The 26,168-nt window shown below is 71.0% G+C and carries 24 protein-coding genes; 8 read left to right on the plus strand and 16 right to left on the minus strand.

The features are described 5' to 3' along the window. Positions 1-73 precede the first annotated feature (73 nt). Both NRB56_RS16915 and NRB56_RS16920 read right to left on the minus strand, forming a co-directional pair. Positions 74-1,009: a M56 family metallopeptidase gene (locus NRB56_RS16915; protein WP_153343296.1), complete on the minus strand. Its 936-nt coding sequence runs from the start codon at positions 1,007-1,009 to the stop codon at positions 74-76. After that, on the minus strand, positions 1,009-1,461 hold the full coding sequence (locus tag NRB56_RS16920) for a BlaI/MecI/CopY family transcriptional regulator (RefSeq protein WP_319943097.1): 453 nt from the start codon (positions 1,459-1,461) through the stop codon (positions 1,009-1,011). Before NRB56_RS16920 ends, NRB56_RS16915 begins: the two co-directional genes overlap by 1 nt. Positions 1,462-1,629: 168 nt before the next feature. On the opposite strand from NRB56_RS16920, the gene efeU reads away from it, so the two are divergent. Genes efeU through efeB form a run of 3 tightly spaced genes read left to right on the plus strand, consistent with a single transcriptional unit; the run spans position 1,630 to position 5,126 of the window. After that, positions 1,630-2,544: an iron uptake transporter permease EfeU gene (gene efeU / locus NRB56_RS16925; protein WP_319943098.1), complete on the plus strand. Its 915-nt coding sequence runs from the start codon at positions 1,630-1,632 to the stop codon at positions 2,542-2,544. Positions 2,545-2,570: 26 nt separating this feature from the next. Next, on the plus strand, positions 2,571-3,782 hold the full coding sequence (efeO, locus tag NRB56_RS16930; RefSeq protein WP_406603491.1) for an iron uptake system protein EfeO: 1,212 nt from the start codon (positions 2,571-2,573) through the stop codon (positions 3,780-3,782). Between the two features lie 24 nt (positions 3,783-3,806). Continuing rightward, positions 3,807-5,126, plus strand: a complete 1,320-nt coding sequence (efeB, locus tag NRB56_RS16935) for an iron uptake transporter deferrochelatase/peroxidase subunit (RefSeq protein ID WP_153343302.1) — start codon at positions 3,807-3,809, stop codon at positions 5,124-5,126. An 8-nt stretch (positions 5,127-5,134) separates the two neighbouring features. Here the strand turns inward: efeB and NRB56_RS16940 are convergent, their stop codons facing one another. Continuing rightward, positions 5,135-5,764 (minus strand): TetR family transcriptional regulator, encoded by a 630-nt coding sequence (locus tag NRB56_RS16940; protein ID WP_153343304.1) that lies wholly within the window; start codon positions 5,762-5,764, stop codon positions 5,135-5,137. Between the two features lie 85 nt (positions 5,765-5,849). Between NRB56_RS16940 and NRB56_RS16945 the strand changes: the two genes are divergently transcribed. Next, entirely contained in the window at positions 5,850-6,569 is a 720-nt protein-coding gene (locus tag NRB56_RS16945) for an alpha/beta fold hydrolase (RefSeq protein WP_153343306.1), read from the plus strand. Positions 6,570-6,576: 7 nt separating this feature from the next. Here NRB56_RS16945 and NRB56_RS16950 read toward each other — a convergent pair whose 3' ends face one another. Genes NRB56_RS16950 through NRB56_RS17005 form a run of 12 tightly spaced genes read right to left on the minus strand, consistent with a single transcriptional unit; the run spans position 6,577 to position 21,870 of the window. Continuing rightward, complete coding sequence (locus tag NRB56_RS16950) at positions 6,577-7,518, minus strand: ABC transporter permease (RefSeq protein WP_153343308.1); 942 nt, start codon at positions 7,516-7,518, stop codon at positions 6,577-6,579. After that, positions 7,515-8,909, minus strand: a complete 1,395-nt coding sequence (locus NRB56_RS16955; protein ID WP_153343310.1) for an ABC transporter permease — start codon at positions 8,907-8,909, stop codon at positions 7,515-7,517. The genes NRB56_RS16950 and NRB56_RS16955 overlap by 4 nt, the downstream gene beginning before the upstream one ends. After that, entirely contained in the window at positions 8,906-10,783 is a 1,878-nt protein-coding gene (locus NRB56_RS16960; protein ID WP_153343312.1) for an ABC transporter ATP-binding protein, read from the minus strand. Before NRB56_RS16960 ends, NRB56_RS16955 begins: the two co-directional genes overlap by 4 nt. A 12-nt stretch (positions 10,784-10,795) precedes the next feature. After that, complete coding sequence (locus tag NRB56_RS16965; protein WP_153343314.1) at positions 10,796-11,827, minus strand: BMP family ABC transporter substrate-binding protein; 1,032 nt, start codon at positions 11,825-11,827, stop codon at positions 10,796-10,798. Positions 11,828-11,845: 18 nt separating this feature from the next. Then, the gene (locus NRB56_RS16970; RefSeq protein ID WP_194290892.1) at positions 11,846-12,676 is read right to left on the minus strand and encodes a nitroreductase family protein; all 831 of its coding nucleotides are present in this window, start codon (positions 12,674-12,676) and stop codon (positions 11,846-11,848) included. A 43-nt stretch (positions 12,677-12,719) separates the two neighbouring features. Then, positions 12,720-13,904, minus strand: a complete 1,185-nt coding sequence (locus tag NRB56_RS16975) for a questin oxidase family protein (RefSeq protein ID WP_227837916.1) — start codon at positions 13,902-13,904, stop codon at positions 12,720-12,722. Positions 13,905-13,906: 2 nt separating this feature from the next. Further along, on the minus strand, positions 13,907-15,415 hold the full coding sequence (locus tag NRB56_RS16980; RefSeq protein WP_153343320.1) for an MFS transporter: 1,509 nt from the start codon (positions 15,413-15,415) through the stop codon (positions 13,907-13,909). Further along, the gene (locus NRB56_RS16985) at positions 15,415-15,642 is read right to left on the minus strand and encodes a tautomerase family protein (RefSeq protein ID WP_153343322.1); all 228 of its coding nucleotides are present in this window, start codon (positions 15,640-15,642) and stop codon (positions 15,415-15,417) included. Before NRB56_RS16985 ends, NRB56_RS16980 begins: the two co-directional genes overlap by 1 nt. Continuing rightward, positions 15,629-19,498, minus strand: coding sequence for an amino acid adenylation domain-containing protein (locus tag NRB56_RS16990; protein WP_153343324.1), 3,870 nt, complete (start codon positions 19,496-19,498; stop codon positions 15,629-15,631). Before NRB56_RS16990 ends, NRB56_RS16985 begins: the two co-directional genes overlap by 14 nt. An 8-nt stretch (positions 19,499-19,506) precedes the next feature. Continuing rightward, positions 19,507-20,211, minus strand: coding sequence for a uracil phosphoribosyltransferase (upp, locus tag NRB56_RS16995; protein ID WP_153343326.1), 705 nt, complete (start codon positions 20,209-20,211; stop codon positions 19,507-19,509). A gap of 8 nt (positions 20,212-20,219) precedes the next feature. Next, entirely contained in the window at positions 20,220-20,915 is a 696-nt protein-coding gene (locus tag NRB56_RS17000; protein ID WP_153343328.1) for an HAD family hydrolase, read from the minus strand. Continuing rightward, positions 20,905-21,870 (minus strand): pseudouridine-5'-phosphate glycosidase, encoded by a 966-nt coding sequence (locus NRB56_RS17005; RefSeq protein ID WP_153343331.1) that lies wholly within the window; start codon positions 21,868-21,870, stop codon positions 20,905-20,907. The genes NRB56_RS17000 and NRB56_RS17005 overlap by 11 nt, the downstream gene beginning before the upstream one ends. Positions 21,871-22,066: 196 nt before the next feature. Here NRB56_RS17005 and NRB56_RS17010 point away from each other — a divergent pair, with 196 nt between their 5' ends. From NRB56_RS17010 to NRB56_RS17020, 3 genes are all read left to right on the plus strand, one after another. Continuing rightward, entirely contained in the window at positions 22,067-23,290 is a 1,224-nt protein-coding gene (locus tag NRB56_RS17010; RefSeq protein WP_153343334.1) for an acyl-CoA dehydrogenase family protein, read from the plus strand. 62 nt (positions 23,291-23,352) lie between these two features. Then, positions 23,353-23,508 carry a hypothetical protein gene (locus tag NRB56_RS17015; protein ID WP_153343337.1) on the plus strand — a complete coding sequence of 52 codons (156 nt, stop codon included), beginning with the start codon at positions 23,353-23,355 and terminating at the stop codon, positions 23,506-23,508. 12 nt (positions 23,509-23,520) lie between these two features. Beyond that, the gene (locus NRB56_RS17020; RefSeq protein WP_153343340.1) at positions 23,521-23,700 is read left to right on the plus strand and encodes a hypothetical protein; all 180 of its coding nucleotides are present in this window, start codon (positions 23,521-23,523) and stop codon (positions 23,698-23,700) included. Positions 23,701-23,734: 34 nt separating this feature from the next. On the opposite strand, the gene NRB56_RS17025 is transcribed toward NRB56_RS17020, so the two are convergent. Then, positions 23,735-25,093: a S1 RNA-binding domain-containing protein gene (locus tag NRB56_RS17025; RefSeq protein ID WP_153343343.1), complete on the minus strand. Its 1,359-nt coding sequence runs from the start codon at positions 25,091-25,093 to the stop codon at positions 23,735-23,737. Positions 25,094-25,249: 156 nt separating this feature from the next. Here NRB56_RS17025 and NRB56_RS17030 point away from each other — a divergent pair, with 156 nt between their 5' ends. Beyond that, positions 25,250-26,041 carry a class I SAM-dependent methyltransferase gene (locus NRB56_RS17030; RefSeq protein ID WP_153343755.1) on the plus strand — a complete coding sequence of 264 codons (792 nt, stop codon included), beginning with the start codon at positions 25,250-25,252 and terminating at the stop codon, positions 26,039-26,041. Positions 26,042-26,168: the final 127 nt, after the last annotated feature.

Below are 26,168 nucleotides of genomic sequence, written 5' to 3' on the forward strand. Positions count from 1 at the left end.
CGCGGCAGGCGGCCGGACTCGGCGCGCCCCGGCCCGGGTGGCCGAGTTCGGCTGGGCGAGAAGGACTTTCGACTCAGTGCGGCAGCCGGGCGTGTTCGAACAGGATGTTCAGGTCGTAGACGGCGTGCAGACAGGTCGCGGCCGCGAAGCCGACGACGGCCAGGGCCGTGGCGGTGAGCCAGCGGGTGCGGCGGACGGTGGGGCCGGGGGTGAGCAGAGCGGCGACCCGGCGCGGGACGGGACCGCCGCGGTCCGGGTTGCGGCCGGCGACGGCCAGCGCGAGGGCCGGGCCGCCGCTCGCGCGACGGGTCCGCAGGGCCGCCTTGCCGATGGCGCGGGCGACCAGGCGACGGTCACCGACCTCGGTCACGGCGGATTCGTCGGCCCAGCGCTCGGTCGTGTACCGGACGGCGGTGGCCAGCGGACGCAGCAGCGGATCGACCGCGGCGGCCAGATCGGCGCACGCGACGAACAGGTGGTGGCGGTCTCGCAGGTGGGCCCGCTCGTGGGCCAGCAGTGCGTGTCGCTCAGGCGCGTCGAGGGCCGCCAGCATGCCCGTGGTGACCACGATCCGGCCGGGCGAACCGGGGATCGCGTAGGCATCGGGATCCGGATCGTCCAGCACCACAACGGATTCCGTGCCCGGCATGGCACCGGCGGTGCGGGCCGCAGCCCGCACGGCCCGCGTCCGTCGCACAATCGTCCGCCCGGCCGCGAACGCCCCGGCGCCGAGTGCGGCGCCCGCCGCCAGCCCCACGAGCAGTGAGATCGGGCCGTCGTGGTCGGGCAGATGGGTGGACCAGCGGCCCCACCGCGCCACGGCCGGCACCCGGCCGATCGGCACCGCCGTCAGCGCGGCGAGTGCCAGCCAACTCGCGGCGGCCAAGATCGCGGCGGCGGCGGTCAGCAGCCAGGTCGCCAAGCGGGGTGGCAGCCACATCGCCAGCCGCCGGGCCGAGACGGCTGCCAGGATCGGCATGATCAGAGGCAGATAGACCGCCACATGCATCAGTTCGCCCCTTCGCTCGGGGAGTCACCGGCGAGGTCACAGCTGTCCGCGAGGTCGGTGCCCAGCAGTTCGCGCAGCAGCCGCTCGTCGTCGGCGGACAGGTCGCGGACGAAGCTGGCGAGTACCGCGTCCCGGTCGTGCTCGGCGTCCAGCATCCGCCGCATCCGGCCGGCGGCCAGGCGGGCCGGATCGGCCACGGCACGGTAGGCGTACGCTCGACCCACCCGTCGCCGCTCCAGCAGGCCCCGGGATTGCAGGCGGGAGAGGATCGTGACGACCGTGGTGTAGGCGAGTTCCGGGGCGCCGGCCGTGCCGAGGCGTTCGCACACTTCGCCGGGGGTCAGTTCACCGCCGGCCGTGCGCAGTACGGCGAGGATGAGGCCCGACAACTCGCCGCTGCGCCGGCGGCCGCGGCCTGCTCCGGGTGGGGCGTCGTCGTTTCCTTGTCGCACAGCCTCATTCAAGCACTGCGGACGTTTGCTGTAGAAATTCTACGCAGCGTGTAGTTTTCAGCACGCGGTCCAGGTACTCTCACCACAAGGATTGCCTACCCTTAGTAGGGATGGCGTTCGCAACATGTGTCGCGGCCGACCGGTCCGCGGAGAGTGGATCGAGGTGATGTGGGCGTGTATCTCGCTCTGTCGACGCCCACGGTGACGACGCAGCTGTTCGGCAGCGGGCTGATCGGGCTGCGGGAGGGGCTGGAGACCGGGATCGTGGTGATGATCCTGGCGGCCTTCCTGGTGAAGTCCGATCGCCGCGACAATCTCCGGTGGTTGTGGCTCGGCGTCGCCGCGGCGCTGGTGATGGTGGTCGCCATCTTCGCCGGAATCCATTACGGCACATCGACGATCAGCGGCATGTTCGCCGAGGCGGTGGCCGGGGTGGCCTCGCTGGTGGCGGTCTGCGTGGTCACCGGCATGGTGTTGTGGATGCGCGGTGCGGCGGCGCACATCTCGTCGGACCTGCGGCGCGGCCTCGCCGACGCGGTCGAGATGGGCGGCTTCGCGGTGGTGTCGCTGTCGTTCCTCGCGGTCGGCCGTGAGGGGGTCGAAACCGCGTTGCTGATGGTCGGTTACGCCGAGAACACCTCCGGCAGCAGCTGGCCGCTGCTGGGCCTGCTGCTGGGCATCCTGGTCGCCGTGGTGGTGACCATCGCGCTGTACTTCGGCGCGGTCCGCATCGACCTGGGCAAGTTCTTCACCTTCACCGGTGCGCTGCTGGTGGTGGTCGCCGCCGGCATCCTCGGCTACGGCGTGCGGGCATTGCAGACGGTCGGCTGGCTGCCCGGCAACGGCACCCTGGCCTTCGACGCCAGCGCCCACTACGACCAGTCGTCCTGGTACGGAACGACATTGGCCGGCCTGTTCAACCTGCGCCCGGATCCGACGGTGCTGCAGATGTGCGCCTGGGCGGTGTATCTGGTCGTGGTGCTGGCGCTGTTCCTGCGCCCGCGCCGCAACACTCGCAAGCCCGCCGCGGCCCCCGCGCAACCGGTTCCGGCCGGGTCCCCGGACGGAACTCCGGTCTCGTGAAGAGCCGGTGGATGAGAGGAAACACAGTGAAACCGAAGTTGTCGCGCCGGTGGGGCGTCGTCGCCGGAGTGCTCGTGACAACGCCGTTGGCGCTGGTGGCGTGCACGGCGAAATCCGATTCCGCCGACGGCGTCGCGGTGACCTCCACCGACTCCGAGTGCCGGCTCGGCGCGACGACGGCCTCGACCGGTCAGGTGGTGTTCAACGTCACCAACAACGGATCGAAGGTCACCGAGTTCTACGTGTTCGGCGCGAACGACCGGGTGCTCGGCGAGGTGGAGAACATCGGCCCGGGCGTGACCGGCAAGCTCACCGTCGACATCTCCGATCCGGGCAAGTACGACACCGCCTGCAAGCCGGGCATGGTGGGCAACGGAATCCATCAGGCGCTGACCGTGTCCGGTGACAAGAAGGCCAAGTCCGAGGTGCCCGCCGATGTGGTGCAGGCGAAGGTCCGCTATCTGGACTACGTGCGCGGCCAGCTCGACGGTCTCGTCGCGCAGACCACCACTTTCACCGCGGCGGTGAAGTCCGGCGACCTCAACGGGGCGCGCGCCCAATTCGCCCGCACCCGCACCCTCTACGAGCGGGTCGAGCCGGTGGCCGAGTCGTTCGCCGAACTGGATCCCGCGATCGATATGCGCTGGGACGACACCGAGGACGGCAAGCAGCCGTTCACCGGATTCCATCGGATCGAGCGGTTCCTGTGGCCCCCGCAGCCGAACCAGGTCGGTGACAAGGGTGACCAGATCACCGCGTCCGATCTCGACAACATCAAGTCCGACACCAAGGACGCGATCGCGGCCGAGGCGGACACACTGCTGAAGAACGTCACCGCGCTGCGCGACGAGGTGAAGAAGACCGATTTCGACTTCGAGGACCAGTCCTTCGTGAAGGGCCCGCAGGCCCTGGTCGACGAGATCGCCCGGACCAAGGTCGGCGGCGAGGAGGATCGCTACTCGCGGACCGACCTCTGGGACTTCGCCGCCAACATCGACGGTTCGGAAGCCCTGATCGGTCAACTGCAGCCGATGATCGCGGCCAAGAACCCGGGTCTCACCGACAAGATCACCGCGCAGTTCAAGGCAGTGCGCGACGCCATCGACCAGTACCGCCAGGGCGACGGCTACGTGAGCTACAACACGGTCACCGCGCCACAGCGCAAGGATCTGTCCGACAAGATCGACGCCCTGTCGGCGACCCTGAGCCAGGTCCCGGACCTGGTGCTGGGCAAGTAAACCCGCGACGCGAAGGATCCCGCCATGACCGACGAACTCGCAGCCGACGCGGCGCCCGCGCCGCGCGGAGGCCGACTGTCCCGCCGTGCCCTGTTCGGTGGCGCGGCCGCGAGTGCGGGGGTCGTGGCGGGGGTCGCCGCCGGCGTCACCGTCGTCCAGGCCGGGCACGCCGGCGCGGCCACCGCCGACCGCATCGTCGACTTCCGCGGCACGCGGCAGGCCGGCATCGTCACCCCGGTGCAGGATCGGCTGCATTTCGCGTCCTTCGACGTGATCACCGACTCCCGCACCGAATTGGTCAACCTGCTCAAACGCTGGACGGCGGCGGCGGAGCGGATGACCCGCGGCCAGGAGACCGTGGACGGCGGCGCGACCGGCCACGGCCGTTACCTTCCGCCGCCGGATACCGGTGAGGCCCTTGGCCTTTCGCCGTCCTCGCTGACCCTGACGATCGGGTTCGGGCCGAGCCTGTTCGGCCCCACCCCGGCCGCGCCGGGCCGCAAGGACCGCTTCGGCCTGGCGAAGCACCGCCCGGAGGCGCTCACGGAACTGCCGGCGTTCGCCAAGGACGCGCTCGAAACCTCGCGCAGCGACGGCGATCTGTGCATCCAGGCGTGCGCCGACGACCCGCAGGTGGCGGTGCACGCCATCCGCAACCTCGCCCGGATGGGCTTCGGCGTGGTCAGCGTCCGCTGGTCGCAGCTGGGGTTCGGCCGCACCTCCAGCACCTCGCGCAGCCAGCAGACGCCGCGAAACATGTTCGGCTTCAAGGACGGCACCGCGAATCTCACCGCGGAGCAGGCCGATCTGCTCGACCGCTGGGTCTGGGTGGCGCCGGAGGACAATCCCGCCGAGGCCCAATGGCTCACCGGCGGAAGCTATCTCGTGGCCCGGCGGATCCGGATGGACATCGAGCCGTGGGACCGCGCGGCGCTGTCCGAGCAGGAGGCGATCATCGGCCGCAGCAAGGGCGACGGCGCTCCGCTGGGCAAGGACAAGGAATTCGACAAACCCGATTTCGTGGTGACCTCGAGCGGGTCGCCGGTGATCCCGAAGACCGCGCACGTGCGGCTCGCGCATCCGGACAACCTCGGCGGCGTGCAGATCCTGCGCCGCGGTTACAACTTCACCGACGGTTCGGACGGTTTCGGCCACCTGGACGCCGGCCTGTTCTTCCTGGCCTACTGCCGCAACGCGCAGAACCAGTTCGTGCCCATGCAGCGCGCGCTGGCCACCAAGGACGCGATGATGGAGTACATCACCCACACCGGCTCGGCGCTGTATGCCTGCCCGCCGGGTCTCGGCGCGGACGACTGGTGGGGGCAGCGCCTGTTCGAGGCCTGAATCCGGCGCTACGGGCGCGCCTGCGTGCTCGCGCCGGGTTCCGACTCCGCCCGCCGCACCACCGCCGCGGTCGCCAGGTCAGCGTTGTCGGCGGTGAGCCGGTACACGGCGCGGTCCAGGGTCGGCAGGATGTCGGTGATGTCGATCGTGCCGTCGACGTACCGGCCGATCAGCCCGTAGCTGAGGTTGGTGAGGACGTATCCGATGTCCTCCAGATACCGCGGGTCGGCGCCGTCGAGCACCGCCGCGGCGGCCGGGAGCACCGCGATCAGGCCCTGTGCGTCGAGCCGGTTCCCGCTGGGACCGCTGCGGGCGCGATGGAACGCCTCCAGCATCCGGGGGCTGCGCTCCCAGGGCTCGAACACCCGGCGGAACAGGCGCATCAGCCCGTCGTACAGGGATTCTCCCGGTTCCGGGGCGGTGAGGTCGGCGTAGCTGGCGCCGGCCATCCACTGTGCCAGCGCCGCGACGATCAGTTCGTCGCGGGTGCCGAAGAGTTTGTACACCGTCGCCAGTGAGACCCGCGCGATGCGGGCGACCTCCTGGAGATGGACCCCGTGGTACCCGCCGCGCTCGAGGGCCTCGAGCACGACGGCCAGGATCCGCTGCGATGTCTCCGATTCCTGCTCGCCCGCCATCCCTCCAGAGTAATCTCATTACTCGAGTAATCGGATTACTCACTATTCGACTCTCGGTTACCGAGAATGATGTTTCAGGAGCGACATGGCTACGTTCGTATTGGTGCACGGCGGCGGGCACGGCGGCTGGTGTTATCAGAAGGTGGCGCGGCGGCTGCGGCGCGCCGGGCACGAGGTGCACACGCCCACCCTGTCCGGACTGGCCGAACGCTCGCATCTGAACCTGTCCGGCATCGGGCTGGAGACCCACCTCGAAGACGTCGCGTCGCTGCTGCACTACGAGGATCTCGAGGAGGTGATCCTGGTCGGCCACAGCTACGGCGGCATGGTGATCACCGGCGCGGCCGACAAGGTGACCGACCGGGTCGGCCGGCTGGTCTATCTGGACGCGGCCAATCCCGTGAACGGGCAGTCGCTGGTCGACGTCGCCGGGCCGATCATCGAGGCGGCCCGGCCGTTCGGCACGGTCGTCGACGGCGTGGAGTTGGTGCTGCTGCCCGGACCGGAGGCGCCGCTGCTGTACGGGGTCACCGACCCCGCCGACAGCACATGGATGGCGACGCGGCTGACCGCACACCCCTGGCGCTGTTTCGAGGACAAACTCGACCTGCGCAACGAGGACGCGCTGTGGAAGATCCCGCAGTACCACATCGTCTGCACCACCACCCTCGCCACCCGCGACCCGCGACTGCTCGACACCGCGCGGGCGCAAGGGCGGCTGTGGGATATCGACACCGGCCACGATCTGATGATCACCGAACCCGACGCCGTCACCGCCGCGCTGCTCGAAATCGCCGCCGCCTGAACATTTCTCACGAGACGGGGATGGGCCGGCCAGGCAGCGTCCGGGCCCGGCGCGCGGCGCGCCGGGCGCGGACCCCGGCCCACACCAGCACCGCGAGTGTCGCCAGATACGGTGCGGCATCGGACAATTGCATCGGCAGACCGACGGTCTGCAACCGGAACCCGACCGCCTGTGCGTAGGCGTAGACGACGAGCGCGAACAACAGCGCGCGCAGTCTGCCGTTGCCGAGCAGCAGCACGAGCACGATGACCCAGCCGCGTCCGGCCGACATGTTCTCGGTGAACAGCGCCACCGACCCCAGCGAGAGTTCGGCGCCGGCCAGCCCGCCGAACAGCCCGGCCGCCAGTAGCGCCGCGAATCGGTACCGGTCCGGGCGCACCCCCAGCGAGGCCGCGGCCTGCGCATCGGTACCGACCCCACGCAACCGCATCCCCGGCACGGTGTGATGCAGGAAGACGTGCACCGCGGGAATCGCGATCAGGGCCAGACAGCCCAGCGGACTCAGCGCCGCGACGGCCGGTCCGATCCAGGGCAGCGGAACATCGGCGAACCAGTGCGGCAGCCGGGCAAGATCGGGCCGCTGGAAGGTGCCTCGCACGTGGAACAGCGCCTGCAACAGGAATGTGGTCAGTCCCGCCACCACGATGTTCAGCGCGGTGCCGAGAACGAGCGGATCGCCACGGCGCCACAATGATCCGGCCGCGAGGACGAAGGCGACCGCCATCCCACCCGCGGCCGCGGCGAACACACCGATCGCCGCGCTGCCGGACCACGCGCTCGCCGCGACCGCCGTGAAGCACCCGGTGAGCATGAGCCCCTCCAGGGCGACGTTGAACACCCCGGCCCGCTGACAGATCAACCCGCCCAGCCCGAGCAGGATCAAGGGGACGACACTGCGCACCACGGCACCCAGAATCGCCGGGGAGACAATCAGATCCAGACCGGTCACGGCCGTACCTCCCCGTCGTCCGCCGCCGAGGTCCCGCGGCCGGGCGGACGCCGGCGCTCCGAGGCGAGCTGATCTGTTGCGCCGGAACGTGAATCGGCCGACGGCGACGTCACCGAATCGGGCACCGCGCGAATCGCGGACCCGAGTGCGGGGACGGCCGCGAGCTCGGATTCCGGGCGGGCCGACACCCCGGACACCGGATCCACCGCGGGTCCGGACGCCGGATGCGCCGATGCGCCGGCCGCGGATCCCGCTCCCCGGCGAGCCCTGAATCTCGTTGCGTACCTGCCGAATCGGAATGTCAGCCGCATCGACACCAGGAAGACCACCAGAGCCTGGATCACCGTCGACACATACGAGGACAGGTTGTAGTCGCGTTCCACCTCTTGTCCGCCGACGCCGATCGCGGTGAACAGGAAACCGACCACGACCACCGCGATCGGATTCTCGCGAGCCAGCATCACGACGAGCAGCGCCGTGATCGGGTAGCCGGTGCCGTCGAGCGCGCCGTCGATGAGCCGGTAGTGCGCGCCGAGCACCACAAGTGCGCCGATCACGCCGGCGATCGCGCCGGCACCGGCGAGGGCGAGCCGGATCGCGCGGCCGGTGTCGATGCCGACCGCGGTGGCCATCCGCGCGTTCAGCCCGATCAGGCCGGTTTCGAAGCCGAGCGCGGTGCGGGACTCGACCAGCAGCACCACCACCAGCAGCACGGCGACGAGCAGTATCGACCAGTTGAGTCCCGCGCCGAGCAGGGTGAACACGTGGTGACGGCCGAACACCGACTCCAGGAACCGCCCCGGGATCGAATGTGGCGGTGCGAGAACCGGAATGCGGTGGCCGACCGGGATCGGCCGGGTTGCTTCGCGATCGGAGGCCGGATCCTTCAACCACGTGGTCACCAGATACGAGGTGAGCGACAGCACCGGATAGTTCAGCAGCAACGAGGTCGCGAACACCGGTGCGGACAGCGCCGTGAACAGGACCGCCGGGATCAGGGCCAGCAGCGCGCCGGTCAGCGACGCCGCGGCCAGCGCCAGCGGCACCACCGCCCACCCGGGCCCCGGACAGTACAACGCCACCACGGCGCCGGCCGCCCCGCCACCGACGAACTGCCCCGCGGTGCCCAGGTTGAACTGACCGGCCCGGAACGCGAACGACAGGCCCAGGCCGAGCCCGACCACCACGACGCTCTGCTGCACCGTCGTCACCAGGCCGGCACCGACGAACGCGCCCTGGAACATGCTGCGGTACACCGCGATCGGATCGTGCCCGGCGACGGCGAACAGGGCGGCGGTCACCAGCGCGGTCAGCACGACCGCCACCGCTCGCTCCACCACGGTCTCCCGTGATCCGGCGAACCCACGCAGCCGGCGCGGCGCCGTGCTCATACCGACTCCGGTGTCACGGCGGAACCGGGGCTGTTCGCCGCCTCGGTTTCCGGATCCGCGCCGCCGGCCACGCGCACCCCGGCGGCTCCGGCACCGGCCACGCCGGCCGCACCGGCACCGGCACCGGCACCGGAGGTTCCGCGCTCCACACCACCGGGCGCGCGGTCGGCGACGGTCTCGGGAGCGGCCACACCGGCATCACGGGTACCGATGAATCCGTGGTCGCCACTACCTGCCGCGCGGGTACCGGCTGTTCGGGGATGCGCGCCGCCGGCCAGGATGCTGCCGGCAGTTCGGGCATCCGCACTGTCGGCCGTACGGGCACCGACGGTTCCGGAACCGGCCGTGCCCTCCCGGGTGTCGGCGGTGGCGGAATCCGCCCCGCCGGCCATGAGGGCGCCGATGATTTCGGGATCCGCGCCGGCGGAGTCGAATTCGCCGGCGATGCGGCCGTCGGCCAGGACCACGACGCGGTCACCGAGGGCGAGGAGTTCGGTCAGTTCGCTGGAGATCAGCAGGACCGCTCCGCCGGCGGCACGGAACTCGTCCAGTTGACGGTAGACGAATTCGATCGCGCCCAGATCGATACCGCGCGTGGGTTGTTCGGCGAGCAGGAATGGGGACCGGTGGGCGAGTTCGCGGGCCACCACCAGCTTCTGGACATTGCCGCCGGACAGGCCCTGGACCGGCGCCGCGGGGTCGGCGACCCGGATTCCGAAGCGGGCGATGAGTTCTCGCGCGTGGGCCCGCATCGCGCGCGGGCTCAGCCGGCCCCGGCGACCCAGCGGCGGGCCGCGGTGGAAGCCGGCCGCCAGGTTCACGATCGCGCTCGCGGCGGCGGCGACGCCCGCACCGTTGCGGTCCTCCGGGATGTGCGCGAGCCCGGCGGCGCGGCGGCGGTCGTTGCCGCGAGTGGTGACGTCGGTTCCGGCCAGGGTCACGGTGCCGGTGGCCGGGAGGCGATGCCCGGCCACGACGGCGGCCAGCGTCTCCTGGCCGTTCCCGGCCACCCCGGCGACCGCGACGATCTCACCGGAGCGTACGGTCACCGACACCTCCGACAGGGCGGAGCGGCCGGTGCCCGGGGTGCTGACGCGATCGACGACCAGGACCGGGTCGCCGGGCGGGCGGGTCGCGCGCCGGGGGCGCAGGTCGAGGTCGCGGCCGACCAGGTGGCGGGCGAGTTCGGTGGTCGTGGTGGCCGCGACGCGGGCGTCGAAGACCCGGCGGCCGTCGCGCAGCACGACCACCTCGTCCGCGACGGCGATGATCTCGTCGAGTTTGTGGGTGATGAGCAGTACGGCATGGCCCTGGTCGGCCAGGCGGCGCAGCACCCGGAACAGCGCACGGGCCTCGGGCGGGGTCAGGACACCGGTGGGTTCGTCGAGGATCAGCACCTCGGCGCGGCGGTACAGCGCCTTGAGGATCTCCACCCGTTGCAGCACGCCGACCGGTAGGTCGGCGACGATCTCGGTCAGCGGCACGTCGAGCCCGTACTCGGCGGCCAGCGCGGCCACCCGGCGTTCGGCGCCGCGCCGGTCCAGCAGGCCCCAGCGACCCGGTTCGGCACCGTACACCACGTTCTCCAGCACCGTCATGTCGGCGAACAGCTGAAAGTGCTGGAACACCATGCCCATTCCGTGCGCGATGGCCGCGCCGGGGGACCGGAACACCACCTCGCGGCCGTCGATGAGCAGGCGCCCCGAGTCCGGCCGGTGCACCCCGTACAGGATCGACACCAGGGTCGACTTGCCGGCGCCGTTCTCGCCGATGAGGCCGAGCACGGTGCCCGCGTGGACGGTCAGGGAGATCGCGTCGTTCGCGAGCACCGGGCCGAATCGTTTGGTGATCGCCTCCAGAGTCAGTGTGCGCATGCGTGTTCCGGCTCAGTTGGTCGCATGCGGGATGGTGATCCGGCCGGCGACGATGTCGTCGCGGACCTGCCGGACGCGGGCCAGCACCTCGGGATGTTGGAGCACCGCACAGCCGCTGGCGGCGGCGTCGGGGCCGAGGCTGGTGACGGTGGAGCCGTCCTGGGCCAGTCCGAAGACCGTCGAGGTGCCGCCGGGGGCGCCCTGGTGGATCGCGGTCAGCAGGTCCAGCACGACCTTGTCGACCCGTTTGATCGCGTTGTCCACGATCACCCCGGGCGCCTGCGGGCACTGGTTCACGTCCACGCCGTAGGCGAGCACGTGGTTCTGCGCGGCGGCCTCGAACACGCCGCCGTTGCCGCCACCGGTGACGCCGTAGACCTGATCGACCCCGGACTGGATCGCGGTGAGCGCCAACTCCTTCGAGCGGGCCGGGTCACCGACGGCGTTGTCGCCGCCGACGAACAGCTGGGTGTCGGTCAGCTGCGGGTTCACGCTGCGCGCGCCCTGGGCGAAGGCGTCCGACCAGCGGTGGAAGAAGGCGGAATCGCGGGCGGCGACGGTGCCGACGTGCCCGCTGCGGCCGAGCAGTCCGGCCTCGACGCCCAGCAGATAGGAGGGTTCGTATTCCGCGAACGTTCCGCAGCGCAGGTTGGCGGGGATGTGCTTCGGGCACGAATCCACCAGGGCGAACTGTTGATCCGGGTACTTGTCGGCGAATTCGGTGACCAGGTCGTTGAATTCGTAGGTGATGAGTACGATCGCGGCGGGCCGGCGGGCGACGGCCGCCTCGAGATTGGAGCGCCGCGACTGTTCGTCGGTGCTCTCGTAGGTACGGGCGGCGGTGCCCAGCGTCTTCGCGGCCTCCTCGGTACCGGTCCTGCCCAATTGCAGGAACTGGTTCTGCCCGATCGGGGCGTCGGTGATGTAGACGATCTCGGCGCTGTTCGCGGTGGCGTCGCCGCCACCGCAGCCGGCGAGCGCGGCCACGAGCAGTGCCGCGACGACCCCGGCGGCGGTGCGGGGGATCGATCGGATTCGCGTCATCGGTGTTCTCCTGCGGTCTTACCTGAGCTCGAAACCCTGGCGGTGGAAGGTGTTACGGATGCCCTGCCGTCCGTGCAGGCTCTCCTTGGTCGAGATCCGGTTCGCCAGCCGGTTCAGCACCCAGTCCTCCGGCAGTTCCTGCTCGCGGTAGTAGGCGTTGATGCGCTCGAGGTAGTCGGTCACATCGGCGTCGGCGGGTGGGGTGTAGGTGTTGCGGTGCACGACCACGTTCTGCCCGTAGCGCGGTTTGACGTCGGCCGGATCATCGGGATCGGGGATGCCGATGGCCAGTCCGTACACCGGGAAGGTCCACTGCGGCAGCCGCAGCAGCTCGATCACGGCGTCGATGTTGTTGCGCAGCGCGCCGACGAAAGTGATGCCGTAGCCGAGGGATTCGGCGGCGACAGCGGCGTTCTGCGCCGACAGCGTGACGTCCACGATGCTCGAGATGGTGCTGTCGAGGTATTCGGTGGCCTCGATGCTGTGCCCGTGCGCGCGGGCGAGGGCGATGTTGCGCGACCAGTCGGCCACCCACACCAGGAATACGGCGGCGTCGGTCACCAGCCGCTGGCCGCCGGCCAGCTCGGCGAGCCGCGCACGGGCCGCGGGGTCGTCGATCACGACGACGCTGGTGAACTGGAAGCCCGCCGAGGTCGAGGCCGACTGGCCCGCGGCGAGGATCAGCTGTAGTTCGTCCTCGCCGATCGTGCCGGGCAGGAAGCGGCGTACGGTGCGGTGCCGTAACAGCACCTCGAGGGTCGGGTTGCCCGCCGTTCCGGCGCGTGGCCCGGCCGGGCCGTACCGTTTGTCCAGCTGCTGTTGCAGCGCGTTCGAGATGACCTCGGTCACCGGATTTCCTGTTCTCTGGTGGTGGAAGCTGCTGTACGGCAGCTCATTCGGTGGGTGGCTCGGCGAAACTCGGTGGCAGGTCCGGGGTCCGGGTGAACTGGGCGGCGGCGTGCCGGTAGGCGTTCCAGTCCTGCTCGTTCCACCACTGCCGCAGCACGAAGACCAGCTTCGGGTTGTGCTCCTCGTCCTCGAGCCAGGACCGGCGCGCGGCGAACTCGAATTCCGCTGTGGCGTGGTCGGTCCGGTCACCGCCCGGGGTCTCGTAGAGGTCCGCGAGGGCGCGCAGCTTCTCCGGCGCCGGGATCTTCCGCTCGGCGGCGACGATCACCCGCAACCCCGCCCAGTACAGGTCGTACAGCCGGGCCGTGGCCGATTCGTCGGCGAGGACGCGAGCCAGCTCCTCCAGCGCGAACAGGGAGGTGATCAGGTGCAGCACCACGAAATCGCCGGGTTCGGCCAGATACAGCCGGGTCACCGCCCGCCGCACCGCGGCACGGCGGACGCCGGGATCGAGTCCGGCGGCCCACCGGCCGGTGCCGGCGAGTTGCGGCAGACCGCTGCGCGCCACGGCGGCCACCCGGGCCTGCAACCCGGAGCGCCCGAGCTCCGGGTGCAGTCCGGTGACCGTGTCCGTGTCGCCGATGATCGTCCGCACCGCGGTACGGAAGTCTTCGTCACCGGCATGCGCGGTGGCCAGCGCGAGCAGCGAATCCCACGGTCCCGCAGCGGTATCGGCGCCCCGCCGGGTCTCGTCCGCCACGGGAACGAAGGAGAAGGCGAGGTAGGCGAGCGCCTCGGCGGTCATGCCGGGATGATCGGCCCACACCGCCCAGCCGAGGTGGATCGTGGCGTGGGTGAACGCGCCGATCCAGCCCCGCAGCAGTTCCGGCGCGTACTCGAGCACGGCCCCGGCGATGCCGAGCCGGGCGACCTCGGTGTCGAAGAACGCGGTGTACGCGGCGAAATGTACTCGCTGCCCGAGGAATTCGCGCCAGCTGCCGGCGTCGATCGACCGAGCCGGCGGCCGCGCGGGTTCCAGCGGATACCCGTAGGCGGTCAGCTGCGCGTAGTTCTTGTGGTAGTCGCGGATCAGCGATTCCGGCGCGCCGAGCGCGGCCAGGGCGATCACCGCGTGTTTGACGTGATTGGTGAGATGCCCGTTGAATTCGATGTGATGGCTACGGTCGTCGAGCAGGTCCGCGACGGCGGCGAGGGTCTCGGCCGACATGGTCACCGCCTCTCCGTGGGAGTGTCGATCGTCGAATGATGCCGGGGTGCGGCGCTTTCGGAGCGTCCGGCCGTGAGCGCCACCAGGGTCTGCAGTACGGCGATCGCCAGCAGTACGCCCAGCGGTACGGCCCACCCCTCGGCGAGCCGGCGGATCAGGCCTACGGCCCACGGCCCGGCGGCGGCGATCAGATAGCCGAAACCCTGGACCGCACTGGATAATTCGAGTGGCCGGCCGATCTCGGCGCCGCGCACGGTGATCACGGTCAGCGCCAGTGAGAACACCGACAGCCCGGCTCCGAGCACCACCGACCACAGCAACGGCGCGGCCGCCGGACCGAACAGGAAGCCCGAGATCCCGGCGACGGTGGCCAGACTGAATCCGGCCAGCCAGCGCCCGGGTCGCGCGGAGGCGGCCACCAACGGCGGCGCCAGGAAGCTGATCGGCACCGCCACGCAGGTGAGCACTCCCAGGTAACCGCCCGCCGCCGCGGGCCCCACCCCGGCGGCCTCGAGCACCGACGGCAGCCACCCGATCACCACGAACGCCACCAGCGCCTGCAATCCGAAGAACACCGCCAGCGGCACGGTTCCGGTCCGGCGCAACACCGTCAGCGGATTCACCCAGCGCACCACCGATTTCGCCGCGGACCCGGCCTCCGTCTCGGCTCGGCCCGTCACCCCGGCCCCGTGCTCGGACCCGCCTGCCACCCCGGCCCCGCGCTCGGACCCGCCTGCCACCCCGGCCCCGCGCTCGGACCCGCCTGCCACCACAGCGCCGCGCCCCGGCTCGCCTGCCACCCGGGCCCCGCTCTCGGGTTCCGGTCCGAGCATCGACCTCAGGCCTCGCACCGCCCCGATCTCGGCCGTCCTCTCGGCGGCGGGAACTGCCTCCGGCGGGTGTACCGCCCCGGCTCCACGCACCGCGGGGCCGTCGATCATCGGATCGGATCCTAGTGGCGATCGCCACAGGGCGGCGATCGCCACCACGGCGAGCAGTGACCACACCGCGAGGGCGCCGCGCCACCCGCCGAGTAGGTGCGCCGAGGGCACCACCGTCACGAATCCCAGTGTGGCGCCCGCTTGTAGCGCGGTGGTGAAGGTGCCGATCAGAAGCCGGGTATGGTCACCGCCGCGGGCGACCACCGGCAGCAGCACCGCCAGGAGCCCGATCCCGATTGCGGCGGTGAAGGTTCCGGCGACGAACAGGGTGAGGTCGCCCCACGGCCGGATCGCCAGGCTCAGGCCGGTCAGGGCCAAGGCTCCGAACAGACCGGCGCGCAACGAATTCCGTGCCAGCAGTCGCGGTGCGAGCAGGCTGGTGAGTGCGAAGGCGAACACCGGGGCCGCGGTCACCAGCCCCGCGGCGCGGGTGCCGGCGTGGTAGTGGGCGGTGAGGTCGCCGAGGATCGGTCCCACCGAGGTGACGCCGGGTCGCAGGTTCAGGGCGGCGGCCGCGACCGCGATCACCAGGGCGGGGCGGGCGGCCGGGTGGGCCGGGCGGGTGACCATCAGTAGTCCGGCGAGCGCAGCGGCGCGCCGCCGGCCCGCTCGCTGATCAACGGCCGGTACACCCGGGCCGGCCAGTCCGCCGGATCGACCGGGTCCAAGCCGATGGACACCGCGCCCACCGGGACGCCGAAGGCCCGGGTCACGGCCGCGACGATGTCCTGTTCCAGCCGCTGCCGGTCGGTGTCGGTCAATTCGGCCGGGAAGTGGGAGATCTCAACGTGCGGCATGCGGCACCAACTCCTGACTCATGCTGTGCTCCAGGACCGCGGCGGCGATGTCCAGCGCACCGGCGGTCACGATCTCGTAGTGGTGGTACGGCAGATTGCCGACCGGCCGGGCACGCTCCCGCAACGGCGGCACCGGGATGTCCGCGAAGCTCGGGCCGTCGCCGCGCGCCCGCAGGAATACGCTGTGGTCCAGCAGTTCCGGATCGGCCCCGCTGGGCTCGGCGCGGAATCGGTAGGTGCGCTCGACGATCGCCACGATGCGTTCCACCGTCTCCCGCGCGAAACCCGGCACGCGGTCCACGATCAGATCCACGAACTGTTCCCGCGTGCGGACTGCCGTGTCGAGCTCGGCCGCGAACGGCGGATCGATGCCGCCGCCGAAGACCGAGGCCAGTACCCGCTTGAAATACCCTGCGACGTAATCCACTTCGCCGTCGTCGGGCAGGCCGGGCAGCACCGGCGAACCGGGTGCGATCAGGACCAGGGCGGTGACCGGCCGCCCGGCGGCCCGCAGCCGGGTGGCGACCTCCGCCGCGATCCTGGCGCCGAAGGAGTAGCCGACCAGGCGCAACGGACCCGACGGAAGCAGCCGTCGCACCTCGGCGACGTCGTCGGCGATCAAGGCCGCGAGGTCGTCGTGCGGGGCTTCGCCGGGCTCGAGGCCGCGCGCCTGCATGCCGTGGACGGTGTGGCCGTCCTGGGCCAGTTCGCGGGCGAGAGCGCGCAGGCTCATCGGATAGCCGCCGAGCCCCGGCCACAGCACGGTCGCGCCGGCGGTCCCGGTTCCGGCCAGCGGTTGCAGCCGGCCGGTCCGACCGGCGCCGGACTGCGGTGCGCTGGTGGCAGCGGCCAGTTCGGCGAGGGTGCTGTGCCGGAACAGTGTGCGCACCGGCACCGGCACGCCCAGTTGCTCGGACAGCGTCCGGATCAGTCGCAGCGCCGACATCGAATTGCCGCCCTGAGCGAAGAAGTCGTCGTCACGGTAGACCGGCTCGTAGCCGAGCACCTCACCCCACACCCGGGCCACGTCCTGTTCCCGGGCCGAGGCCGGGGGATCGGCGCGTCGTTCTGCGCCGGCCAGTTCCGCCGCCAGCGCCGACAGTGCGGCGCGATCCTGCTTCCCGTTGCGCGACAACGGAATCCGGTCGATCAGGTGGATGGTCGCGGGCACCATGTAGGCCGGCAGCACCGCGCGCAGGTCGTCGGCGAGCAGTTCCTCCGGCCCGCGCATGTGCACCGCGTCCTCGTCCATGCCGGTCGCGGTCAACTGCGCGCCGGTCACCGGCCCGGCCAGCGCGAAATAGCTCAGCGATCGCAGGCCCAGAATGTCGTCGAACCGCCGCGCGGACGGCAGGTCCCGGCCGGTGGACGACGCGTAGCCCGCGGACATGAAGCCCAGGCCGGCCCGGGTGCCCAGCTGCTGCAGATGCGCCAATGCCCGGCCGAGTGCGGTGAAACCGTCCCAGCCGGCCTCCGGGCCGGTGGTGAGCACTACCGCGAACGCCGAATCGTCGTAGCTGCGCTGATTGATCGCGACCACGTGCCGCCGTTCGATCTTCTGATCGGTCACGAAACTCAATCCAGTGCCGGTGAATCGGTGCAGGCCGGGCCGCGCGGGGACTTGTTCGCCGTGCACCTGCACCCAGGCCGTCACCGGCGGCTCGAATTCCGGCCGCGGCACACCGCACAGCCGCGCCGACGCGGTGACGATCCCCTCCGTGACACCGGGAATCGGTACCGCCGCTTCGAAATTCACCCACCATCCGGATTCGGCGGCCACCTCGTCCAGCACGCCCAGCAGATGCCCTGCCTCGAACTGCAGCACCTCGCGCACGTTGGTGGCGTACACCGATTCGATCACCCGCGGCAGGCCGACCAGGTGCAGCCGGATACCGGGGCGCCCGGTGCCGGCGACCCGATACAGCGCGTGCCGCGCCGGATGGAAATAGTGGATGCCGTCCGCGATGCCCGCCACACCGGCGATCTCGACATAGATCTGAGTAGCGTTGAGCGCACCGGGTGAAGCGTAGGAATACTTGGGCAGCAACCGATCCGGGCTGTGGAAGGGGCCGAACCAGCGCAGCAGGCGGCCCAGCTGCGCCGCGTCCGGCAGCGCGGGCGCCGAGGGTCCGGCCGAACCCGGCCGCCGGTCACGCCAGCGGTGCAGCACCGCCTCGATCTCCGACGGCGGTACCGGCGCGCTGCCGAAGCGGCGATAGGTCTTGCGGGCGAACACTCGTCGCCGCTGTGCCGTGGTCGGGTCCGCGCCCGCCAGCACGGTCTCCGGCGCCGAACCGACCTCGCGTACGCCCAGATCCGACAGTTGCGCGGTCACCTGCGTGCGGGTCGACTTGGATCGATGGTGGCGAGCGGCCGCACCCTCGTCCATCAGTGGCGCCTGCTCCGGGTCGAGTTCGACGAATCCGGCCAGCCGGGTCGCGCCGCGCGCGGTCACCCAGGGCACCACCGCCGCCGACCGCACCCAGCGGTGCGATTCGAGCCGGAACCGGACTTCGCCGGTCTCGATGCGGTGACCGTCGACCTTGACCTGGTCGTCGGTGCGGCCGCGGAACTCCAGTGCTCCACCGGCCCCGTATCGCACCAGATCGCCGGTGCGATACCAGCGTTCGGCTCCGCGCCGGACGAACCGCCGCGCGGTCGTCTCGGGGCGCTCGTGATACCCGATCGCCAATTGCACACCGCCGATGAGCAATTCGCCCTCCCGCGCCCGGGCACCGGACTCGTCGACCACGAGCAGCCGGCAGCCGGGCACCGGGCCGCCGATCGGAACCACCGCGTCCGCATCGAGATCCGCGTCGGTGAAGTCGAACCAGGTCGCGTTGATGGTCGCTTCGGTGGGACCGTAGAGGTTCACCTTGCGCACGCCCGGCAGCACGGACCGCAACCGGCGCGCCACCGTCGCCGGCAAGGCCTCGCCGCCGCTGGCGATCGTCCGCAGCGAGCGGGCCGAGGCCAGCGCCGGCAGCGCCGCCAGTTCCGCCCACACCGTGGGTACGCACTGCAAGACTGTGATGTCGTGCCGGAGTACCTGCGCCAGAATCGCTTCCGGCCGGGCGTGGGTGCCCGCCGGGGCGGCCACGACCGTCGCGCCGACCGCGTTGGCGAGCAGCTCCCATTGCGCGGCATCGAAACTCGCCGGAGACTTCAACAGGATCCGCGCGCCCGGCCCGAGACCCAGTTCGGTGCGCAGCCAGCGCATCTGATGAGCGATCGCCCGATGCGGGATCACCACACCCTTGGGCGTCCCGGTGGTGCCGGAGGTGTAGATCGTGTAGGCGGGCGCCGCCGGATGCGGCGAAACATGCTGCGGCAGTTCGGCGGCGGCACGGTCGGCCGGAGGCAGCGGACGGCCGCCGCCGCTCGGGGCGGTCGCGGCCCGGTGCCTGCGCGTGGTGACGCCGTCGTCGACATCGTCTCCGACGGCGTGCACGTCGCCCGCGGGGCGGTCGTCCAGGCGCAGCGGCCGCGCGGACCCGGGGAGACTGTGCCGGGCTTTGTCGTCGGTGCCGGCGTCGGTCGCGACGATCGCGGCGCCGGCGTCGGCGACCATGGCAGCGAGCCGTTCGGCCGGATAATCCACCGCCAGCGGCAGATACGCGGCGCCGGCGCGCAGGACCGCCCACACCGCGACGACCAGCTGCACCGACGGCCGCAGCAGCACACCGACGGTGTCGCCGGGTGCCACTCCGGCGGTGCGCAGCACGGTGGCCGCGGCGGCGGAGCGGGCCGCGAGTTCGCGATAGGTGAGGGTGTGCCGATCGTCGGCGCACGCCACCGCGTCCGGGGTCGCGGCGACGTGCCCGGCGAGCAGATCGACGAGAGTGTCCGTGTGCACGCTTCTCCTCAGGCAGTCACGACCGTGCCGTGATAGCGGTCGCCGAAATCCCCGATCCCCGGCTGCATGAACGCCTGATCGGTCAGGGTGCGGTCGATGTGCGAGGTGACGATCCGCAGGTCCGGCCGCCGGGACAGCACCGTCGCCAGCGCCTCCGGGCAGGTCAGCACGTTGACCACCAGGATCTGCGACTCCTCCACGCCGGCGGCGACCAGTTCGTTGATCGCGGTCAGCAGGGTGCCGCCGGTGGCGATGGTCGGATCCAGCAGCAGGACCTCGTGGCCCGCGATGCCCGGCGGTAGTTTGCGGTACAGCAGCGACGGTTGTTTGGTGACCGGATCACGCTGGATCAGGATCTTGCCGAGCCGGGCGTCGGGACGGATCTCGCGCAGGCCGCTCTCCAGGGCGTCCCCGGCGCGCGGGATCGTGACCGCGTACAAGGTGGGCTCGATCGGCTCCACGCCGTCGAAGACGAATCCGGTGGGGGTGGTGACGGCCCGGGGCCGGTGTCGCAGACGTGACAGCGCGGCCTCCAACAGCAGCCGGATGATGCGGCCGGTGGCCCGCACGAACCGTTCCTGTCCGGCCGCGGCGTCGCGCGCCTGGGTGTGCAGTGCGATCAGTCCGGGTTCGGCGGGCAGCACGAACACGTTGGTGCCGAGGTAGTGGTCGAGCTCGATCGGTCCGGTGTCCGGACGGGTCCATGCGGTCATGGCCGGAGTCACTTTCGGTGTCGGAGCAACAGGATTCGGACGACGTCGTCGAAGGTGGGCGCGATGTGATCGGGTGCGGCGGCGGCGATCTGGTTCGCCGTGAACACCCCGTAGGTGACGCCGACGCTGAAAATGCCCAGCCCGGTCGCCAATTCGATATCGGCGGCGGTGTCGCCGACCACCGCGCCCGCGGGTCCGGCGGCGGGCAGCCCGAGCCGGGCGAGCGCCAGGTCGGCGCTGTCGCGGTGGGGTTTGGGGTGGGTCACGTCGTCGGCGCCGACGACGGCGCCGAAACCGGCGCGCAGGCCCGCGGCGTCCAGGATCAGTTCGGCGCTGCTGTGTTTCTTGCTGGTCACCACCGCCAGCGCGAGGCCGGCGGCGGCCAGCCGGGCCAGCCCGTCCAGCACCCCGGGGAACAGCAGGTCGGCCGCCTTCGGCACGATCAGCTCCCGGTACCTCGACAGATATTCCTCCGAGACCGCCTGCGCGACAGCGGAATCCGGATCCGATCCGGACAACGCGGCCGCCATCTCGGGCAGCGGCCTGCCGACCAGACGGCGCGCCGCCTCGACGCCGGGATGCGCGCCGGTCACCGTCTCGGCCGCGGCCGCGAAGTGTTCGGCGATGGCGTTCGGGGTGTCGAGCAGGGTGCCGTCCAGATCGAACAGGATTGCGGAGGAACCGGTTTCGGGCTCAACGGGCATCGACGACTCCTCCGACCAGGGCGGCGCGGGCGGATTCGATCTCGGCGGCGGCCGTGGCGGTGCTGATCAGCACCGCCCGGTTCGCGGCGGAGGCGTCACCGCCGGTGGCCGCGTCGACGGCGCGCAGCACGAACGTGGTGACCGCCGGGCCGGTGATCCGTTCCGCCGCAGCGTGATCCAGCGCCTGCCGGATCGCCTCCTCGATCCGGTCGCCGTCGAGCGCGTCGGTGACCGGGATCGGGTGGGTGACCAGTACCGAGCCGGTCCCGCCGAATTCCAGGTGCAGCCGGGCCACTTCGGCGATCTCCCGTGGGTCGTCCAGGGCCACCTGGGTACGGAATCCACTGTCGCGACAGTAGAACGCCGGGAACGGCAGATGCCGGTAGCCGATCACCGGGGTGCCCTGGGTCTCCAGATATTCCAGGGTCAGCCCGGCGTCGAGGATCTTCTTCACCCCGGCGCACACCACGATCAGCCGGGTGCGGGTGAGGGCGGTGAGGTCGGCGGAGATGTCGAAGCTGGTCGCCGCGCCGCGGTGCACGCCGCCGAGACCGGCCGAGGCCACCGTGGCGATGCCTGCCCGGTCGGCGATGGCCATGGTCGCCGAGATCGAGGTGGCGCCCAGCTCGCCGCGGGCCAGCGCGACCGCGAGATCGCGGCCGCCGACCTTCGCGGCGGCCCCGCCCGCGGCGCTGAGCAGCTCCAATTCCTCGGTGCCGCAACCGACTACGAATCTGCCGCCGGCGATCGCGATGGTGGCGGGCACCGCGCCGGCGGCCCGGACCGCGGCCTCCACCGCCAGGGCGACCGTGAGATTGTCCGGCGCCCGGAAGCCGTGGGCGACCACGTTCGATTCCAGCGCGACCACCGGCCGGCCTCGGGCGAGCGCCTCCCGGACCTCGTCGGAGAAGCGGAACAACGGTGATTCGAGAGCAACGACATCCGACCCGCGCATGACGTCCTTCGCAGTGTGGGTGGGGTGGGGCTCCGTGACCCCCTGTCCGCCACACATCGTGCGCCGCAGCCTCGTCCGGACCCACCCTTACGACCATCGTGAACATATTCCTTACGGCAAAGCCCTTGGCCCGGTAACAATTTCGCGAGGAGCCCGGTATCCGCCGTGGTAGTCACGCGATCGAAGAGGTGTGCCGATGACCGTCGTCGACGATGTCCTGCCCGGCCGGCTGACGGCGATCTCCGCCGTCGCCCGGAGCCTGTCCGGCGAGGCGGCGCGCCGCGACGCCGAGCACATCCTGCCCACCGCACAACTGCGGGAACTGCTCGATGCCGGGGCCGGGGCACTGCGGATCCCGGCGGAGTTCGGTGGTTCCGGCGCGCCGATCCGGGTATTGGCCGAGGTGCTCGTCGAGATCGCGGCCGGCGACTCCAATCTGGCGCAGATCTTCCGCGGCCATCTCGGCCTGGTCGAGATCCTGCGTTTCGCACCGCCGGGACCGGCCCGGGAGACGCTGCTGCGCGCGGCGGCGGCCGGCGCGTTCTTCGGGCCCGCCGGGGCGGAACTCAACACCTCCAATCTGTCGGCGCTGAACACGAGCCTGCGTCGCGACGGCGATCACTACGTGCTGACCGGCCGGAAGTACTACACGACCGGCAGCCTGTACGCGGACTGGCTCAATGTGCTGGTGCGCGACGGCGGCGAATTCGTCTCGGCGATCGTGCCGCGGGAACGGCCCGGCATCAGCATCGTGGACGACTGGGACGGCTTCGGCCAGCGCCTGACCGCCAGCGGTACCGCCGTCTTCGACCGGGTTCGGGTGGACCCGGAATTCTTGTTGCGGCATCGCGATCCGCTGGCCAACGACTACATGGAGGCGTTCTACCAGTTCGTCCACTCCGCCACCCAGGCGGGCATCGTGCGCGCGGCCGCCGACGAGCTGGCGACCCTGGTTCGCGGCCGGGGCCGCTCCTATCCGCTCGCGCCGACCCCCGATCCGACGGCCGATCCGCAGGTGCTGCAGGTGGTCGGCGAGGTGCACAGCAAGGCCTTCACCGCGCACGCGACCGTCGCCGCGCTGGCCGAATCCCTGGATCGGTTCCTCGCCGAGCCATCGGCCGCGGCCGCGCGGCGCATCCTGCTGGACTCGGCGGCGGCCCAGGTGACCAACACCGAACTGGCCGGCGCGGCGCTGTGGCAGCTGTTCGACGCGGGCAGTGCCGGTGCGGTGAAGGCCGGTCCGGCGCTGGACCGGCATTGGCGCAACGCACGCACGGTCTCCTCGCACAATCCGCGGATCTACAAGGCGACGCTGATCGGTGACCACGCCGTCAATGGCACCGCGCCGCGTAGTTATCTCAACAGCGCGGCCGCAACCGACGGCTCCGGCGCGGCAGCGACGGCGGCCGACCGGGTTTGATCGGCCGGATTTCGGGAATCTCGCGACTGTAACGATCGGCACCACAGCGAGAGGACCAATCCGTGAACACCGAAACACGCACCGCCGCATCGCTTCCCGCGATCGTGAATGCCCCGTCCGAGGACGACGTGGTGGTGACCTGGCCGGATCCCAGCCCGTTGCAGGACTGGTGGGCCGAGGTCATGTCCGGAAAGGCCGCCGGCGCCGACGCCGCCTGACCCTCTGCGAGAATGCTCACATTTCTGATCTCGATCGCCGCCGTGCCCGCTGTTGCCGCCATCGCGGCGTGGGCCGTACTCGCCGTCCGCTATCAGCGCCGAATCCGGCGGCAGTTCCGTGAATTGTCTCCGCCGGTCACACCGGTGCGCCGGCCGGAGGATCTGAACACTGCCTCCGGCGCACCGGTGTGACCCGGCGGGGCGAACCCGCCCCGGCGGATACCGTTCAGGACAGCTTCTCGACCTGGGCGGTGTGCAACTGGTAGCGCCGTTCCGCCTCCGCGTAGCGGGACTCCCATTCGTCGCGCTGCTCCTCGTACCCTTCCAGCCATTCGTTGGTGTCGGGATCGAAGCCTTCGGGGAAGATGTAGTTGCCCTGCTCGTCGTAGCTGTCGGCCATGCCGTACCGGAACGGGTCGAATTCCGCGTAGTAGTCCTCGTTGGCCTGCCGCACCGACAGGGAGATCCGCCGCCGGTCCAGGTCGATGTCGATGACCTTCACCACCGCGTCGTCGCCGACCGCCACCACCTGATCCGGGACCTCGATGCGATGCCCGGCCAGTTCGGAGATGTGCACCAGGCCCTCGAACCCGTCGTCGACGCGGACGAACGCGCCGAAGGGCACCAGCTTGGTGACCTTGCCGGGCACGATCTGCCCGATCGCGTGGGTGCGGGCGAACCGCCGCCACGGATCTTCCTGAGTGGCTTTCAGCGACAACGACACCCGTTCCCGCACCAGGTCGACGTCGAGCACCTCGACGGTGACCTCCATGCCCACCTGGACCACCTCGGACGGGTGCTCGATATGGGTCCAGGACAGCTCCGCGACGTTCACCAGTCCGTCGAGCCCGCCCAGATCGACGAATGCGCCGAAATTCACGATCGAGGACACCACGCCCTTACGGACCTGGCCCTTCTGCAACTGCTGGAGGAATTCGCCGCGCACCGAGGTACGGTTCTGCTCCAGCCAGGCCCGGCGCGACAGCACCACGTTGTTGCGCGCCTTGTCGAGCTCGATGACCTTGGCGTCGATCTCGCGGCCCACATAGGGCTGCAGATCGCGCACCCGCCGCATCTCCACCAGTGACGCCGGCAGGAAACCCCGAAGGCCGACGTCCACGATCAGGCCACCCTTGACCACCTCGGTGACGGTGCCGCGGACGGCCTCGCCCTTCTCGTGCAACTGCTCGAGCTCGCCCCACACCCGCTCGTTGCGCACCCGCTTGCGGGCCGAGCCGGAACGAGATTCCTTGTCGCCCTTGGCTTCCGGCTCAGCTTTGGCGGCCTCCCCGGCTTCGGCGGCCTCCCCGGCTCCGGCCACCGCATCGAGGGCCACCGCATCGGGCTCGGCCGCCGCGTCGACCCCCGGCTCGGACGTACCGCCCGGCTCGGCCTCCGACGCGGGTACGGCCGCCTGCTCCGGTGGCGCACCGGCGGCAGGATCCGCGGATCCGCCCGTGGGCGGATCCGTCTCCCGCCCGGTGGGCGGCTCGACATCGGGGACGACATCGCCGGCTCCGGCGGCACGCGGCCGCTCGATCCGGCCGTCGTGGCCGATGTGGTCGTTCTGATCGCGATAGGTCATAGTTCCCCTCGCCCGCAGTCTACCGGCCGATCCGCGTTATTCACCAACGACATTCGCGATCCGGCCACGGCGGAACATTTCTCCAAGACACCCGGTGGCACACCGGGCGACGCTACCGGTATGTCTGCGAAGATGACGGACCAGCGGGAGGCACACATGGACGACGACAGCGCATCGACCGGCGGCGCCGTCACGCGGCCGCACCGCCGCCGTGGCGACTACGGCGTCGACGGCGACTTCGCCGTCGTCCCGGCGCGCGGGCAGGCCGCGATCGTCTCGGCGATTCTGCTGATCCTGATCGGGCTGACCGTCTGGGCACTGGTGGCCGCGTGGTATGTCGCCGCCGTGATCACCGCGGTGCTCGCGGTGGCCTGGGCGCTGTTCGTGGGCTCGTATCTGTACACGACCCTGATCGGGAAGTTCCGGGTGTGGGCGGACATCCTCGGCGGGCTGGGACTGCGCGGCGACGAGCGCGTGCTCGACCTGGGCTGCGGTCGCGGCGCGCTGTTGCTGATGGCGGCACGATCGCTCCCGCGGGGCCGGGCGGTCGGCATCGACTTGTGGCGCGCCGACCAGACCGGCAACGGGCCGGAGGCCACGCTGCGCAACGCGGAACTCGAGGGTGTCGCCGACCGGGTCGACTTGGAGACCGGTGACATCACGCGGCTGCCGTTCCCGGACGGGAGCTTCGACCTGGTGATCAGTAATCTGGTGCTGCACAACATCTCTGCCGCCGCGGACCGGCGCGCCGCACTCGACGAGGCCGTGCGGGTGCTGCGGCCGGGCGGGCGGCTGGCGATCGGCGATCTGCTGCACACCCGCGAGTACCGGGATCGGCTGCGCGAACTCGGGCTCGCCGATGCCCGCCGCCGCGGTCTGGGTGCGCGCATGTGGTGGGGCAGCCCGTTCCTGCCCACCCGGCTGGTCACGGCGACCAAACCGGCCTGACCCGGAACTCCGCGGAAGCATATCCCGCCCGGATCCGGCGCGAACCGGCCGGACGGGACGAAAACCCCTGTACCGAGCGATTATTCGGTGGCGTGGACGGTGCCGGTCCGGCACCATGACTGTCTCG

The organism is Nocardia aurantia (assembly GCF_009604425.1).
GTDB classification, from domain to species: Bacteria; Actinomycetota; Actinomycetes; order Mycobacteriales; family Mycobacteriaceae; genus Nocardia; species Nocardia aurantia.